The sequence below is a fragment of the Brevundimonas aveniformis DSM 17977 genome (assembly GCF_000428765.1).
Lineage (GTDB): Bacteria > Pseudomonadota > Alphaproteobacteria > Caulobacterales > Caulobacteraceae > Brevundimonas > Brevundimonas aveniformis.
The window spans coordinates 435,826-451,957 of the sequence record NZ_AUAO01000001.1 but is presented as its reverse complement, the minus strand read 5'-3'; the positions used below and the strand labels follow the sequence as shown (position 1 = coordinate 451,957).

The 16,132-nt window shown below is 62.9% G+C and carries 12 protein-coding genes and 1 tRNA gene; 3 read left to right on the top strand and 10 right to left on the bottom strand.

The features are described from left to right. Nucleotides 1-47: 47 nt before the first annotated feature. The 5 genes from G391_RS13605 to G391_RS0102265 are packed head-to-tail and all read right to left on the bottom strand — an operon-like array spanning nucleotide 48 to nucleotide 7,339. Complete coding sequence (locus G391_RS13605; protein ID WP_051257065.1) at nucleotides 48-830, bottom strand: terminase small subunit; 783 nt, start codon at nucleotides 828-830, stop codon at nucleotides 48-50. 42 nt (nucleotides 831-872) lie between these two features. Then, nucleotides 873-1,616 (bottom strand): M48 family metallopeptidase, encoded by a 744-nt coding sequence (locus G391_RS0102280; RefSeq protein ID WP_029086075.1) that lies wholly within the window; start codon nucleotides 1,614-1,616, stop codon nucleotides 873-875. Continuing rightward, nucleotides 1,616-4,663 carry a type I restriction endonuclease subunit R gene (locus tag G391_RS0102275; RefSeq protein WP_029086074.1) on the bottom strand — a complete coding sequence of 1,016 codons (3,048 nt, stop codon included), beginning with the start codon at nucleotides 4,661-4,663 and terminating at the stop codon, nucleotides 1,616-1,618. Before G391_RS0102275 ends, G391_RS0102280 begins: the two co-directional genes overlap by 1 nt. Next, complete coding sequence (locus G391_RS15055; protein ID WP_084169095.1) at nucleotides 4,660-5,829, bottom strand: restriction endonuclease subunit S; 1,170 nt, start codon at nucleotides 5,827-5,829, stop codon at nucleotides 4,660-4,662. Before G391_RS15055 ends, G391_RS0102275 begins: the two co-directional genes overlap by 4 nt. Continuing rightward, nucleotides 5,819-7,339 carry a type I restriction-modification system subunit M gene (locus G391_RS0102265; RefSeq protein WP_211226463.1) on the bottom strand — a complete coding sequence of 507 codons (1,521 nt, stop codon included), beginning with the start codon at nucleotides 7,337-7,339 and terminating at the stop codon, nucleotides 5,819-5,821. The genes G391_RS15055 and G391_RS0102265 overlap by 11 nt, the downstream gene beginning before the upstream one ends. Before the next feature lie 126 nt (nucleotides 7,340-7,465). On the opposite strand from G391_RS0102265, the gene G391_RS15050 reads away from it, so the two are divergent. Then, nucleotides 7,466-8,275: an HNH endonuclease gene (locus G391_RS15050; protein ID WP_051257063.1), complete on the top strand. Its 810-nt coding sequence runs from the start codon at nucleotides 7,466-7,468 to the stop codon at nucleotides 8,273-8,275. Between the two features lie 24 nt (nucleotides 8,276-8,299). On the opposite strand, the gene G391_RS15545 is transcribed toward G391_RS15050, so the two are convergent. From G391_RS15545 to G391_RS0102240, 4 genes are all read right to left on the bottom strand, one after another. Continuing rightward, the gene (locus G391_RS15545; protein WP_156893824.1) at nucleotides 8,300-8,770 is read right to left on the bottom strand and encodes a hypothetical protein; all 471 of its coding nucleotides are present in this window, start codon (nucleotides 8,768-8,770) and stop codon (nucleotides 8,300-8,302) included. Between the two features lie 502 nt (nucleotides 8,771-9,272). Beyond that, nucleotides 9,273-9,461, bottom strand: a complete 189-nt coding sequence (locus tag G391_RS0102250; protein WP_029086071.1) for a helix-turn-helix domain-containing protein — start codon at nucleotides 9,459-9,461, stop codon at nucleotides 9,273-9,275. Nucleotides 9,462-9,654: 193 nt separating this feature from the next. Beyond that, nucleotides 9,655-10,848, bottom strand: a complete 1,194-nt coding sequence (locus G391_RS0102245) for a tyrosine-type recombinase/integrase (RefSeq protein ID WP_029086070.1) — start codon at nucleotides 10,846-10,848, stop codon at nucleotides 9,655-9,657. Between the two features lie 165 nt (nucleotides 10,849-11,013). Beyond that, nucleotides 11,014-11,103: transfer RNA gene (locus G391_RS0102240), tRNA-Ser, on the bottom strand. A 111-nt stretch (nucleotides 11,104-11,214) separates the two neighbouring features. On the opposite strand from G391_RS0102240, the gene msrA reads away from it, so the two are divergent. Continuing rightward, on the top strand, nucleotides 11,215-11,844 hold the full coding sequence (gene msrA / locus G391_RS0102235; protein ID WP_035303478.1) for a peptide-methionine (S)-S-oxide reductase MsrA: 630 nt from the start codon (nucleotides 11,215-11,217) through the stop codon (nucleotides 11,842-11,844). Here msrA and G391_RS0102230 read toward each other — a convergent pair. Further along, a complete protein-coding gene (locus tag G391_RS0102230) occupies nucleotides 11,825-13,393 on the bottom strand; it encodes an ArnT family glycosyltransferase (RefSeq protein WP_029086068.1) in 1,569 nt (522 codons plus the stop codon). The genes msrA and G391_RS0102230 overlap by 20 nt on opposite strands. A gap of 186 nt (nucleotides 13,394-13,579) precedes the next feature. On the opposite strand from G391_RS0102230, the gene G391_RS0102225 reads away from it, so the two are divergent. Then, on the top strand, nucleotides 13,580-16,054 hold the full coding sequence (locus G391_RS0102225) for a TonB-dependent receptor (RefSeq protein WP_029086067.1): 2,475 nt from the start codon (nucleotides 13,580-13,582) through the stop codon (nucleotides 16,052-16,054). Nucleotides 16,055-16,132: the final 78 nt, after the last annotated feature.

Sequence of the window (16,132 nt, the reverse complement as noted above, 5' to 3'; positions counted from 1 at the left end):
CTTTCTTCGCCCACGTTTTCGCCCACACTTTCTCAGAGTGAAGGTGCCTAGTGCGACGAAATGCCCGCCTCGGATCGGGTTCGTCGGACATGCTCCAGGGCGCGTTGGCGTCCAGCTTCGAGAGCTTCAGCGAAGCCCTCGGTCACGTCTAGGACGACCGCCTCGCGGGTCAGGCCATGATGGCGGGCTAGCAGCTCAGTGACCTTCATCTGGTCCACCAGCTTTACCTCGATACCGTCGCGTGTCTGCTTCACCCCTGCGACTAGCCGGGACGCACCGGGGCTGAGGTCATCAAGGTCCGCCAGCCACAGAACGGCTACACCCCGCCCGTGGCATCCGGGGCAGTCGCCAGCCGGGCGCTTGCGCGGATCAAAGCCGACGCCTCCCCTCGGGTTCGGTGGCACTGGCCAGCGAGCACGATCAAGGCCCTCGCGCCTGGCGCTCTCCAGCTCGCCCTCGTGGGCCTCAAGAGCCAAGTCCCATTCTGGTTGGGTGAACTGATACTTGTGACGCTCGCCATGGCAGAAGCGGCATGCGTCGCGTCTCACCGTCACGACCTCTCGCGGATCGGCCTGGAACTGCTGCCAGAGGCGTCGCAGCACGTCGTCTGCCTCACCGATGATCCGCTCCTCGCGCTCCCTGGCTAGGCGAGCGATCACCGTGGAAACCTCAACATTCTTCAACAGCCGCTGACCCTGCGAGTAGGCCGTCTTGAGGCTGTAGCCAGCCCGGATCGCCGCCTGGGTCGCGTTTAAGTCCTTGAGGTATTCGAGGACAAAGAGGCGCTGCTTAATTGAAAGCGCCGCCAGGTCGGGTAGGGGCGGGGCCATGGCGACAAATTACGTCAGCCGGACTCCCATAGATAGGGCGAGCTAGCGCCCTGCTCTTAGAAACCCGTCGTCCAAGGCGCCCTGGTGCCGGTCGAGCCATGCCTTCGGGCGTTCGTAGTCGGGAAGCAAGTCGCCCAGGTGAGCCCAGAAGGCTGGGCCGTGGGATCGTTCCTTCAGGTGAGCGAGCTCGTGGACGACGACGTATTCGAGCACGGCCTTCGGCGCGAAGACGAGCGTCCAGTTGATGAGAATGGCGCCGGTTGGCCCGCAGGAACCCCAGCCGTGCTTCATCTCACCGACGCGGAGAGAGCGAGGCTTCAGATCGAAACGGCGACGGTAGGAGGAGGCGACCTCAAACACATCACGGCGCGCCCGACGCTTGAGCCACAGCTTGAGCTCGGTCGAGACAACGGCGTCCTGATCCTCGTCGCGCACCCAGGACGGCAGATCGATGAAGAAGCCCCGGCGATAGTCGATTTCGACGTGCGCGCCGTCGTGGCGGCGCACAGTTAGCTTCGCCATCCGTCCCCGGAAGGGAATCTTGGAGCCGGTCATAAATCGGGGGACGACGGCCCGCGCTGCCGTCCTAGTTTCCAGCTCACGCAGGGTGTTGAACAGCCACTGACGCTTGCGATTGACAAAGGCGTCGATATCGGCATCGCCGTCCGTGGTCAGCGCCAGCACCTCGACGTGACCCGGCGTTACCGTGATCCGGCGTTCGGACGCGGCGGCCGAGCGTCGAAGGTCGTAGGCGACCTCGGTCTGGCCGATGCGGACAACACCCATCACCGGCTCTCCGCATAGGCATGGACGGCGTAGTTCTCGATCTCGTCGCGGACGGCGTTGGCGTCAGTCAGGTCCAGGGCCCGCAGTTGCTTTCGCACCTCGCGACGGAGCTCTTTCTTGTAGCCGTCCATGAAGAACCAGGAGGGCTGGCTGGCCTGGGCCTGGGCGTAGAGGTCGCCGATCTCGACGGCGACGGGCTGGAGCCCGCTATGATCGGTGTGCGGTGCGTGCGGCTCCATGATCCGCAGGATGGCGAAGGCCCGTTCATCCATGCCTAGATCGGCGTGGGCGCCAGCTTCGGCCTCAATGCCTAAGGCCAGGTCTTCAAACTCCTTCAGGCCCTCAGCGGCGGCGATCTGCCCCTGCTCGAAGCGACGAATGATCTCCAGAACCCGCTCAGAGAACCGTCCGAATTGGGCTGGGTTCCTATCGACCAGCTCTCGCGTCACACGGCGGAGCTCGGCCGCCTTGCGAATGAATGCCTCCTGGAGCTCCTCATCGGACTTTTCGTCGGTCTGGAAGTCGTCCTTGAAGTCTGGATCGGTGATGTTGCGGAGGCGGACGGTTGTGGTCAGGCCGGTAGCGCGGACATGCTCCTCCAGCATGTCCCTGATCTTGCCAGAATAGGTCAGGTGATCGAGGCTCTCGTCCTTGGTGATCGCCTGTTGCGCCAGCCGTAAGAAGGTAGCGGCCCACTTCATGTCCTCGGTGAAGTCGAGGATCGCCGGATCGGGCGACAGATCGCCATAGGTCCGCACGAAGTGGCGCCCCAGCCGCTGAAGCTCGAACCAGTCGTCCTCGCGGCCGTCGGCCACCAGCCTCTCGATGGCGTAGGCGGCGGTCTTCTCGTCCATGCCGTCGAGGCCCAGCAGTCGAAGCTGACGCTTGAACTCGGCATGGGTCTTCCGCAAGTCGCGGCGTAGCAGGTCGAGGTCACGCAGGGCGTTCTGAACGTCCTCGGCACGATAGGACGACAGAGCCTCGTCAAGGTGCTGGGTTACTCCGATGTAGTCCACGATCCGGCCGTGCGGCTTTGTCACCGTCGAACCGTCCGGTCGTTTCGACGAATGAGTCCGGTTAGTGCGGGCGATGGCTTGGAGCAGTCCGTGCTCACGCAGGGGCTTGTCCAGATACATGACGTGCTCGTTCGGGGCGTCGAACCCGGTAAGGAGCTTATCACACACGATGAGAAAGCTAGGCTCATCGCCTGAGCCCTTGAACGCCTTCTTGGCCGCCTTCTCTCCGTCAGCGTCGAGATAGTGGGCGCGCAACTCGGCGCGGACGGCCTCGATGTCCGCACCCTCGCTCGGCTTGTCGTCCTCCTGGCTCTTGGAGAACACGCACGCGATCATGCTGTCGGCTTTGGCCGCAGCATCCGCCTCGGCCATACCGTCCTTCGCCAGATCGGCGGCGATCACCTCCGCCAAGGCCAGTCGATAGAGCACGACCGACTCGCGGTCGATGGCGACGATCTGGGCCTTGAAGCCATCCGGGCGACAGGTCTGCTTGAAGTGCTCCCAGATGTCGCGGGAAATCAGCCGAATGCGCTCGGGATGCTTTGCGATCAGGGCGAGGCTGACACCCTTCTGCTTCAGCTTTTCGCGCTTCTCGTCCGACAGATCGACGAACCAGCGGTCGAACAGAATGTCGATCTCGGCTTCGTTGATCGACCACTCGGTCTTTCGGCCCTCGTAGAGGATCGGCACGGTCGCCCCGTCGCGCACGGCGTCGTCGATCCCGTATTTGTCGAGGTAGGTTTCGCCCGGCTCGCTGAAGCGGGCGTAGGTGTCCTTATCGGCCTTCTTTATCGGTGTGCCGGTGAAGCCGAAGTAGCGGGCGTCGGGCAGCGTCGCCTGAAGAAAGGCGCCGAGGTCTTTCTCCTGCGTGCGGTGGCATTCATCCACCAGCACGATCCAGTCGTCCGAGTTCGGGATCGCCTCCTTGGAGCCTTGGAATTTGAAGATGGTCGAGAGGAGGATTTGGCCGGAACCGCCGCGCGCCACGGCCTCGCGCAGTTCGCCGACCGAGGCCGCCTGTTTCGGGTTGGGTAAGCCACACGCGACGAATGTCTTGGAAATCTGGTCGTCCAGATCAATTCGGTCGGTGAGGACGAGGATGTTGGGGTTCTGGAGCGTCGGCGCATCCAGCGTCAGATGGGTCTTCAGCTTCAGGGCGAGGAACACCATCGTCAGGCTCTTTCCCGAGCCTTGGGTGTGCCAGATCAGACCTGTCTTCTTGGTGCCCTCGGCGACGCGGTTCACCGCCTTGTTGACCGCCCGGAACTGCTGATAGCGGCAGACCTTCTTGATCCGCCGCCCAGTGTCGGGATCGGTCTCGAAGACGATGAAGTGGGCCGGCAGGTCCAGCAGTCGCGACGGCTCTAGCAGGCACCACAAATCTTTGGTCAGGTCGTCGGCAAACTCGTCGCGGGTGCGTGGCCATGGGTCGGGCCAGGGGGCGTAGAACTTCGCAGGGGCTCCGGTCGCGCCATACAGCGTCGCCATGCCGTCCGTCACGACGCTGAAAGCGTTGGGGTAGAACAGGCGCGGAATGTCGCGCTCATACTGCTTGATCTGCTCGAACGCCTGACCGGAACGATCCGCCGCCTTCAGCGGGCATTTCGCTTCAATCACGACCAGCGGGATGCCGTTCACGAACACCACCAGATCGACGATCCGCGACCGCTGCGCCTCGACCTTGAACTGTCGCACGACGTGGTAGCGGTTCCTATCGGGTCGCTTGAAGTCGATCAGGACGACAGGCTTGTCCTTGGCCTCCCCCTTCAGCCGCCGGGAATAGGCGCCGCGCAGACGCCGCTGCCATTCCTCGTTGTCCGACAGGGTGGAGAGGTCGCTGTAGATCGCTTCGGCGTCCTCGGCGTCCAAGCCCTCATTCAGGGCCTGAAGGGCCTCGATCAGCACCGGCTTCAGCAGGACGCGGTTCGCTTCCTGCCGCATCGCCATCGCCGCCTCGTGATGAAGTGCGACGTAGCCCATGCCGGTCAGGGCCTCGAGCGCAGGTTTTTCGGCGAGGCGGTATTCGCTCATGCGGGCACCCGGACACTGCCGGAGAGAAGATCGGCAGACACAGCAGTTTTTGTGATCCTCAACGACAAAATCGTGGCTCGTTGAGCTTCGATGGCAGAATCAAGATCACGCATAGTGATGACGTAATCCCTCTGAACTTCACGAGACGGCACGGGGATCATTATTTTGCCCACAGTTCCTTGGTTCACGGATGGAACAGCACCGGGCTGAACGTAGTCAGCCATGTCGATGGTGTTGAAGGCATAGAACAAGAACCACGACTCAATGGCGGTTGGCACCGCTCCCATGACGTTGTTGTCCACAATGATCTCGCTTGATGAGATGCGTCGTTTGTTTGTGAGCAACGTCGCCCCGACCTTCGGAAAGAACGTCGTTCCCGGCGGGAAGGGCTTGGCTCGCAGCACCTTTAAGTCGGCCTGATCGACGTAGTTTTCCGCACTTACCAGTTCTGTCTCGTTGCCCGGCCGGTTCATGTCCGAAACCTTGGCGAACGGGTAGGCTCCGCTCCGCTTCCCTTGGTGCTTGATGGGGAATCCGTAGCCGCCACCGAGCCGACACACGTCAGCCAGCGGCCGCATGTCGCCCGGTAAGGCCATGAGTCTTTCAAGCTGGTGTTCGCGAGCCTCAAGGGTTTGAGACAACACAGCACCCGCTATCGTTATCGCCACATCCACCGAGCGAAGAACCTCGGCGATCCGCCGCTGCTCGTCGAGCGGTGGGAGGACGATGGGCCAATCGAGCAGAATGTCCTTCCGCAGACCCTTCACTGTGGTCCCAGTCGCGACATCCGCGAAGTGCGTAGAACAGTGTCGCAGCCAATGGAACAGGAAGTCGCCATCGAGCGAGTCAGCCGGGGTCAGCGCGAGCAGGTCTTGGTTGATCGCAACATCGACGCCGTAGCGAACGACCGATCCCACGGCCATTCGCATTGCCAAAATGTTGGTCCCTGCCGCAACCCGACGCGATGACGAGTTCTCAAGCCCCTCGGCGGTGATCCCTTCCAAAGGCTCGCGCGCGCCGCTCGTCACGTCTTTCACGCTGGCCCATGGTAGATCGCGCCCCCAGTAGGCCGGGTTGTCACGGGGTGGAGTTCCGCCGCCTTGGGCAGCTTTCAAGAACTGTCCGAACCGGCCCGGTCGCCACCCTTCCGGCACCTCACTCGACATAGCCGAGCCTCTTCAGATGCTCGAACATCACTGCCTCGGCCTCGTTGCGCTCGGCAATCAGGTCTTGGAGCTTGGCGACTTCGGCGGCCACATCCACCGCTGCAGCGTCCGCACCGGTTTGGACGTAGCGGCTAATATTCAGGTTGAAGCTGTTGGCCGCGATCTCCTCGATCTCCGCGACGCGAGCAAGCTTCTCGGCGTCGGCAAAGCCATGGAAGGCGGCGGCCAGCGTTCGAACATCGGCGTCCGACAGATGGTTTTGGGCCTTCCCCGGCGTGAAAGTGGCGTCGCCGTTGACGACCAGCACCTTACCCTTCCGCTCGGCGGGCTTGGTCTTGCGGATGATCAGGATCGCCGCCGGGATGCCCGCGCCATAGAACAGGTTGGGCGCCAGTCCGATCACCGCCTCGATGATGTCGGCCTTCAGCATGGCCTCGCGGATGCGGCCCTCGGCTCCGCCACGGAACAGCACGCCGTGCGGCACGACCGCGCCCAGCATGCCGTCGTCCTTTATCGAAGAGACCATGTGCTGAACGAAAGCGAGATCGCCATAGCCCTTTGGCGGCACGCCAAACAGATCACGACCGAACGGATCGCCATTGGTCCAGACCTCGTGCCCCCATTCCTTCACCGAGAAGGGCGGGTTGGCCAGCACCCGGTCATAGGCACCGACGCCAGGTGTGAACTCCTGCGCGCGCGGATCGTATCGCTTCGGATCGAGGATAGTGTCGCCCTTGGCAATAAACGCGTCGTCGATGTCATGAAGGAACAGGTTGATTTGGGCGATGGCCCAAGTGTCCAATTCCTTCTCCTGTCCATAGAGGGACAGGCTGCGCGGGTCTTGGCCGTTTGCCTTCAGGTGCTGCGCCGCCTCCAGCAGCATGCCGCCCGAGCCGCAGGTGGGGTCGTAGATCGACATGCCCGGCTGGGGATCGAGGCATTCGACGATCAGCTTCACGACCTGCCGGGGCGTGTAGAACTCGCCGCCCTTCTTGCCCGCGCCCTCGGCGAACTGCTCGATCAGATACATGTAGGCGTCGCCCAGCATGTCGGGCGGCACGTCACTGTTCCGCAGCCGATGCTTCTCGAAATGGGCGAGCAGCCGCTCCAGACGCGCGTCGGGGAACCGTTCCTGATTGGCGAAGTCCACGTCGCCGAACACGCCACGCAGACGCAGGTTGGCGTCCTCGATGGCGGCGAAGGCGTTGTTCAGATGCTGGCCGATCTGGGTGGCGTGCTTCCTGACCGCGTTCCAGTGATGCTGGGGCGGGACGTGGAAGCGATGCTCGTCAGGATCGGCCGCCTCATCGCGGTCGCCGGTCTCGGCCAGCAGCACCTCGAACTCCTCATCCCAGACGTCGCACAGGCGCCGGTAGAACAGCAGGGCGAAGATGTAGTCCTTGAACTTCCCCGCATCGACGTGGCCGCGCAGGATGTCAGCGGCCGTCCAAAGATGGCGTTCAAGTTCGGATTGCGTAAGCGTCGGCACTGATTTCCCCCTGGCGTCCACACTCGACGTCCCCGCCCAAGCGTTGAATCGGTCACGAGGCCTGGGGTCAAGGGCGACCAGGAAGTTGGACCTTCGAGACTGGCGGTCAGCTAGCTAAGGATGCTTCTTCACACACGGAGTTTGCCTATGCCGGGCGGCAACATTCTCATTCGTCGTTCGCCGGAGATGTACCTGGTCGCCTACGCCTTGGCGCGAGCTGGAGCAGACGGTACGCCTCCGTCTTGGCTCGGCGTGGGTTCGTGGAACGAAGCCTATGACCTTTTCTACCTGGTGCTTGGCAATGGGCGGTCGCAGTCCACGTTCCGCAATAGCCTCAAGGCAGCGCGTGACACGTTCGACGGCCATTTCGAGAACGGACGACAGGGGTGGCGGCAATCCAGCAAGATTGAGCGGCCGCCCGCGCCGAACAAGAGGGCTGCCGAAACGATGGAGACGTGGCAGTCGCGCAGCGAAGCCGAGCTGCGGGAGGCTGTTCTCACGCTTATTGCTGAAAGCGTCGCCGATGCAGGAGCGACGCCCGAAGCGGATGTTCCGACTGAGGACCTGGCCGAGGCTGATGCGCGCCTGAAGGTGTTGGCCGAGGTGACGCGTCGGCAAGGGCAGAAGCAGTTTCGGGGCGAGTTGATGAAGGCGTATGGGGCGGCCTGTGCGATTTCAGGGTGCGACGTGCGCGAGGTGCTCGAAGCCGCGCATATTCGCCCCTATCTCGGCCCCCACAGCAACGATGTTACAAATGGCCTCCTGCTTAGGGCCGATCTTCACACCCTGTTCGACCTCCGCCTGATCAAGATCAACGCCGATACGCTGACCGTTCAGGTGTCAGACGAACTGAAGCAATCTCCCTATGGCGAGTTTCACGGGAAGCCGATGCGCCTACCAGATGATCCGGCGCAAAGGCCGAGCAAGACGGCGTTGGCCGCAATCATGCTCAGTTGAGCGCTTGATGGCGGTGCTGAGCAATCAGCCTCCGAGCAGATTGTTGGACGCCCCGCACCGCTTGCCGATGATTAGGCCGCCGGGCTGGCTGCGTCTGATCCCGAACGCTGCCCGAACGTCCGATTCAGCGCCCTTCAAAAGGTAATCGACGGCCTCATCAAAATTGACTTCATGGAGGTGAGGATTGCTTGTCTCCAGGCCGAGCCGTCCGCCAATCGGCACAGACTTGATGGTCTTGGCCGCATAGGGCCTGTTGGTGATCTGTTTGATCCATCGCGTTTGCAGTCGGGTCAGCTTTTTCACTAGCTCGGACGGCACGTGCGCGAGGATGTGGCAGTGCCCGCCGATTTGGGGTCCGTTTTCGTGCACCCATATCCACGAGCGCTCATGTCCCGACGCCTTTAGATGTTTACCAAGGCAATCAAGGAAGGCGCTCGTGGCAGCCACCATTTCCTCCAAGGGTATGCCTGCTGCTTCCCAGGTGATCGTGATCATACGATTGGGCGGGAGACCGAGGGCGAAGCTACGGGCTGCCGCCGCGCTTAGCTGCTGGAGCTGCGCGTCGGTCAGCCCATAGCTTTTCCTATCAGCACGGTTGCGATTCCCGCCCCATGGGGACCGTTGGTCTCCCCTACCTTATATAGAGGTATGGCCTCCCGTGTTGGTCTGCCAATGTGGCGATATAGCTCTGCATTTTCAGCACCTAATGCGGCTGCCGAAGGTTCGTCGGAGCCTGCTGAGCCGTGAGGTTTCACCTGCGGACGTGTGCGGCTGTCAGCATCCTTTCTCAGACGATCTGCTTCTCGGCCTGCCTCGTCCAGGATGGCGCGGCCTAGTCGAGCGAGCGCACGCTCCAGGCCAGCGCTGCCGGGGAATGCCTCAGGCGGTGAGAAAGGGGAATTGCCGCCGGGAGAAACTGGATGGGGCACGCCATTGAGACCAGCGGCGGAGGAGCCAGGTGCCGCGCTTGCGGTCCCGGCCCCTCCGGCTGTCCGCATCACTGATCAGGGTTCTGACTGTCTGTGGAGCGGTCGACTATGGATTTGATGCTGTCGGCCTTTACCAGCCGCCGTGCGCCGATATAGACGGTCTCAAGCCGCCCTTCTTCAATCAGTTCGTAGGTTTTGGACCGACCGATGCCCAGCATCTTGGCGGCCTCGGCGATGGAATGGAGAAGTGGTGTCAATGGACACTCCTGGACCAGGGGGTCACCGCTGACTCAGCGGGTCCAGACGGGCTTGCCCGGACGCAATTCTATCGCCGAGATTCTCGCCGCCGTCAGCCCGAAGTGCTGTGGATGAATGCCGCCGACCTGTGGGAGCTTGGCTCCGCATGACTTGGTTGACCTTGTTGCGTCCTATCCTTGGCAGGGGGATCGCCTAACCCCGATCCACCAGGTTGACGACGGTGCTATGATCGTCGTCACAAAAGGCTCCCCACGCTTCCATCATGCCGCGTCGCTTCTCCAGCAGGTCGCCGCGCCGATAGGCCGCCTCGACCTTGTTGGCGACGACGTGAGCCAGAGCCGCTTCCGCTACTTCCCCAGGATAGTTGGTTTCCTCAGACACCCAATCGCGAAACGAGGACCGGAAGCCATGGACATGGAAAGGTTCTTCAGCATCCCGCAGCACCTTCAGAAGCGTCATGTTCGACATGGGATTCTTGAGAGAGCTTCCGGGGAAAACGAGATCGGTTCCGGCGACGCGCATGGTATTGGCCTTGGCAAGGACTGCAAGGGCAGCTTGCGAAAGGGGCACGACGTGGACCCGGCGCGCCTTCATTCTCGACGCCGGGACGGTCCACAGACCGGCCTCCGTATCGAACTCATCCCAGGTCGCTTCGCGCACTTCCTGAGACCTCGCAGCGGTCAGGATCAAGAACTCCAGAGCGAGTCGTCCAAACGAGAATCGCTCCCTCAAGCGAAGCAAGTAGCTAGGAACATTCGCGTACGGCATGGCCAGCCGGTGCGTGTCTCTCGGCGGTTGGCGGGGCAGTCCTCGACCGGCGGCAAGTGATCGGGCGGGGGCCTCGGTGGCGCGCCACCCCTGCGTATGTGCATAGTCCAAGGTGGCGCAGATGCGCTGACGTAGCCGCCGCCCCGTTTCGGGCTTGGTCGTCCAAACGGACTGGAGCGCCAATACGATATCAGCGGCATCGATATCGCCGACCGGACGGTCCCCGAGTTTGGGAAATGCGTAGGTCTTGAGCATCGCAAGTCGGGCGTCCGGTCGTCCCGAGGCTTTCGATTTGGGATGGCCGAGATTGCAGAACGCTTCAGCGGCTTCCCGGAACGTGACGGCGGCGGCCTTGGCCTGGCGTTTCTCAGTCGCGGGATCACGACCTTCAACACGAATCTGATGGCGAAGTCGGGATGCTTCGGCGCGGGCCTCGGCTAAAGACACAAGGCGGGCGGACCCTACGGCATAGTCACGCCGAATGCCGCAGTGTTGGACCCGAACCTTCCAGGATGCACCGCCGCGCCGATCTACTTTCAGGAACAGCCCGTCGCCATCCTGGTAGGTTCCTGGTCGGTTCAGGGCGGCTTTCACTTCGTTCGCCGTCAGCTTTCCCATAAGTCTTCGCCCACACTCTCCACTTCGGTTTCGCCCACATTTCCGCCCACGAAATATCGCGGCTGCGGGCGAACGCGCTCGGATCAATGCGAAGAATTATGGACAACGAAGCCCTGTGTTTCCAGGGTCTCTACGGACCCTGGTGCACGTCAGCGGACGATGGGATGGCGGAGAGGGTGGGATTCGAACCCACGGTACCCTTGCAGGCACGCCGCATTTCGAGTGCGGTACATTCAACCACTCTGCCACCTCTCCATTTTGGGGGCACCGACGCAGGGCCGGGCGAGCGAGGGCGCGATCTCTAATGCGGGCTTTGCGCAAACGCAAGCGGTGCATCCAAGGGCGGGGTTCAGACGTATAGCCACCATGACCCACACCCGCCTCATTGCCCGAAGTTTTGCTGTCGTCATGGCGGCATTTGCCTTTGCGGCCTGTGCCGACAGCCAGGCCCAGACGCGCCGCGAGGTGCCTCCGTTACGAGGCGAACAGCGTACCGCGATCTTCGCCGGGGGGTGCTTCTGGTCCATCGAGCACGGCTTTGAGCAGATCCCGGGCGTTATCGAGGCGGAATCCGGGTTCACCGGCGGTCATGTGGTCAATCCGTCCTATCGACAGGTGGTGGCGGGCGGGACCGGCCATGTCGAGGCTGTCCGCGTCACCTATGATTCCGGCCGGGTGACCTATCGAGATCTGGTGGACCGGTTCTGGCGCATGATCGACCCGACCGACCCGGACGGTCAATTCTGTGACCAGGGCCCATCCTATGTGTCCGGTGTCTATGCGACGCCGGCCCAGCGACCGGTCGCGGAGGCGTCCCGCCGCGCGGCGGTGGCGGTTCTGGGTCAGTCGCGGTTTCGCACACCGGTCTTGGATGCACAGCGATTCTGGCGAGCCGAATCCTACCATCAAGACTATGCCCGGCGGCATCCAGCCAACTACCAGGCCTATGCGACGGGGTGTCGCCGCGCGGCGCGGCTCAGGGCCGTGTGGGGCTGACCGGAACCGGAAGGCCGGTTTCGGGATCACGAGGCTGGGGGGCGAAGCCCTCGCCGATCCCGATGGCCAGATCCCGCGTTCGTTCTGGATCGAGGCGGACGGTGGCGTCCGTCCAGCCGTCAAAGCGAACGAAATCCGCCTCGAATTCGTGGCGGAACCGGCCTTCTATGGACGCCATCAGAACACGGTGCCCCTGATCCACAGTCAGGGGGTCTTCAGCCTCGGCCTGGTTCTGCGGATGGGCTTCGCGGACCCACATGGTCAGCTCAGGCGCGTCTGGGCCCGACAGGCGGTCGCGCCCATAGTAGGCTAGGGAGTTGTAGAGGAAGCGGTCATCCGCCGCGATCACGGTTCCGGGGCCCAAGGCTTCAGCCGCGTCCAGGATGCGCGTGGTGCCGACCTCCCAGCCGCGCACACGCTTGAACGAGCTGCCCAGCCCGGCGCGATCGGCCAGATGCGGCCAGGCTCCGAACACCAGAACCATGACCGCCACGACGATCTGGAAAGCCAGGCCGCCCATGAACCACCGATAGGCGTGCCAGCGCAGGAGCCAGGCGGCGGCCAGTATGACAGCGGGAGTATAGGCCACAGCGGCCCAGTTGGCGTTTGCGCGCGACAGCAACGCCTGAATGAAGACGAGGATCAGCGGCGGCAGCACGAAGGCCAGCAACAACCGGTCCGATGGCGAAAGGTCGAACCGCCGCGCCGCCGCCAGGCCCGCTCCGATCAGGATGGCGGCAAACGGCACGGGGCCCAGGACCATGGTTTGCGATACCAGGAACTCCAGTGCCTCGCCAGGATGGAACAGGTCCGCGACGTTCCAGTTGGCGTTGGCAGCGGTGTGGCTGACCGTCGAGAAGTCATGCAGGGCGTTCCAGATCAGGTTCGGGGCCGCGACCACAAGCAGGCCCGTAGCAGCAGCCAGGACCCGCATGGGCGTCCAGCCGGCGCGGGCCGAAGGCGTACTGATCAGATGCAGGGCGACGCCGATGAGCAGATAGAGCGAAGCGTATTTGCTGAGAAAGGCCCCGCCGAGGGCCAGTCCGGCAAAAAGCGCCGTGCGCGCCGAAGGGCGGGCTTGAAAGGCCACATAGGCCCACAGGGCCAGGGCGGCGAAAAACAACAGGGGCGCATCGGTCGAGGCGATCCCGACCGACAACTGGACGCCGGGCATCAGCAGATAGAGGACACCTCCCCAGAAGCCGGTTCGCTCATCATAGAGCCGGGCTCCCACGCGAAAGAGAATGAGTCCCGTCGCCGCATGTAGCAGTGACGATGACAGCCTTACAAAGGGCTCGCTGTCGCCACCGATCCCGGTCGTCAGGGCGATCAGCCAGGCCAGCATCGGGGGCTTGGAGAAATAGCCGAAGGCCAGGTCGCGCGACCACAGCCAGTACTGGGCCTCGTCCGGGTAGAGCTCCAGCGGCGTCACGAACAGCGCCGCCAGCCGGATCACGGTGATTCCAAGCGTCAGCCACAGGAACAACCGCCAGAATCTGTGAAATTCTTGCGAACCGGCGTCGGACGAGGCTGCGGCGGAGAGGGCCATTGGCGGGCCTGTACACCAACCAGGCGAAAGGTGTCACCTCCATGCCACGCTTGGCGACTGTCACGCCTCTGTCACAGACCTGTCGCCATCCTTTATAGACTCGCTCCTAAACGCGCCGCATACAACGGGCTGTCCGGGACGGCCTTAATTCTGCCATCGGCTATCTCACCCCAAGGGATCTCAAGAATGACGAACCTCAAGCGCGCTATCTGGGCCACCACGGCCCTTGTCGGCGGTGTTCTGGCGGCTACGGCTGCCTCCGCCCAGTCCACCGGCTCGGAAACCTTCGAAGAAGATACCGTGGCCGAAGTCATCGTCACCGGTGCCCGTGGCCCGGCCAACGTCGACGGTCTGGCCGTCGAAGAGACGGTGACCCGTGCCCGCTCGACCCTCACGGGCGAATATCTGGAAAGCCAGCAGCCGGGTCAGTCCGTTCTGGCCTCGATCGCGATCCTCCCGGGCGTGACCTTCTCGAACAGCGACTCCTACGGCGCTTCGGGCGGTGACATCACGGTGCGCGGCTTTGACTCCAACCGCATCTCGCTGAACCTGGACGGTATTCAGCTGAACGACACCGGCAACTACGCCATCTACTCGAACCAGCAGCTCGACCCGGAACTGATTGAGCGCGTCGGCGTCAACCAGGGGTCGACCGACGTCGACAGCCCGACGGCCTCGGCCACCGGTGGTTCGATCAACATGGTCACCCGTCGTCCCGGCCCGGACATGGGCTTCATTGTCCAGCCGTCGGTCGGTTCGTTCGACTATCGCCGTATCTTCCTGATGGGCGAAACCGGCGAGATCGGCCCGTGGGGCACCCGCATGTGGGCCGCCTATTCACACACCGAATATGACCACTTCGCCGGCGTCGGCGGCGTCCAGAAGGACCAGTACAACGCCCGCATCTGGCAGCCGGTCGGCCAGAACGGCGACTTCATGGCGGTGGCGTTCCACTACAACGAGAACCGCAACCAGTTCCCGCAGACCCGCGACAGCGTTGATACGTTCAATCTGAACGGCACCTTCTCGGCGACGCCCAACTCCACCAGCTGTACCCTTCTGGCTGGTGTCAACGGCACCCGTCAGGACCAGGCGAGCAGCTCGCTGAATCCCGGCTGCAGCAACTACTATATGTTCAGCGTCAACCCGTCGAACACGGGCAGCATCCGCGGTCAGTCACGCTTCACCCTGAGCGACAGCCTGACCCTGACGATTGACCCGACGTTCCAGTACGTCCTGGCCAACGGCGGCGGTATCACCAACGTCGAAGAAACCGACCAGCGGCTGCAGGGGTCAACGTTTGATCCGCTGAACCGGCGGCAGATCACCTATGGTGTCGGTGGCGTTGCCGTTTTCCCGGCGGTGTTCAACGGCGTCGACTTGAACGGTGACGGCGACTTGCGTGACCGGATCAAGCTGTATTCGCCCTCCAACACCAACACCCGCCGTTACAGCGTCAACGCCTCGCTGATCTGGGACTTCAACGACGATCACCGCGTTCGCTTTGCCTATACCTGGGATCACGGCAATCACCGCCAGACCTCGGAGTTCGGCTATCTGGACCTGTCGGGCAACTGGGACAGCTGGTTCGGCGGCAAGGACGGCCACGGCCGTCAGGTTCTGACCCTGGACGGCAACGTGTTCCAGGAGCGCAATCGTCAGTCGATCGCCATCCTGAACCAGTTCGCCATCGAGTATAATGGTCGCTATCTGAACGACACGGTTCGTGTGAACCTGGGTCTGCGCGCGCCGTATTTCTCCCGCGAGCTGAACAACTACTGCTGGCAGACGGACACTTTCAACGCTTGGTGTACCGAGCAGCGTCCCGTGACGCCGCTGGTCAGTGCGTCGGCGTCGACCACGGCCGGTGCCCCGGTGTCGTTCGAGCGCGACTACGATGCCCTGCTGCCGAACGTTGGCGCGTCGTGGGAGTTTGCTCCGAACCACACGACCTACATCAGCTATTCGGAAAACCTGTCGGCTCCGCGTACCGACGACCTGTACGACCGCGTGCCGGCCAACCCCGACCCCGAGCGCAGCCGCAACTATGAAATCGGCTACCGCTTCGGCAACGGCGACCTGATCGTCTCGACCTCGGCCTATTATTCGCAGTTCGAGAACTTCATCGTTCGCGGCTTCGAAGTCCTGCCGGATCTGTCGACGATCGCCTATTCGATCAACGCCGGTGACATCGATCGCTGGGGCTTCGACGGCTCGCTGGGCTATCAGGTGACCGACAGCTTCTCGGTCTTCACCTCGGCCTCGTGGATTCAGACCGAGCTGCAGAACGACATCCCGAACACCTCGGGTGGCTTCTACAACACCACCGGCAACGAGCTGGCTGAGGTGCCGCAGTTCCAGTGGGCCCTGCGCGGCGAATATTCGCGTGGCCCGATCACCCTGGGGGCCCAGGCCCGCTATGTCGGTGAGCGTTGGACCAACCTGGTCAATGACGAATCGACCCCGTCCTACACGGTCGTCGACCTGGATGGCCGCGTGGACCTCGGCTTCATCAACGAGCGCACCTACCTGCAGGTGAACGTCCAGAACCTCTTCAACGAGCGTTACCTGGGCAACATCTCGACGGCTGAAGCGGGCAACCGCACGGCCGACCGCGGTGCCCCGCGTGCGATCTCGGCCTCGCTGCGCATCGCCTTCTAAGCGCGACGCACAGTCAAACGACAGAGGGGGGCGGAGCCGAAAGGCTCCGCCCCTTTCGTTTGCGTGGCTTGCGGGGCG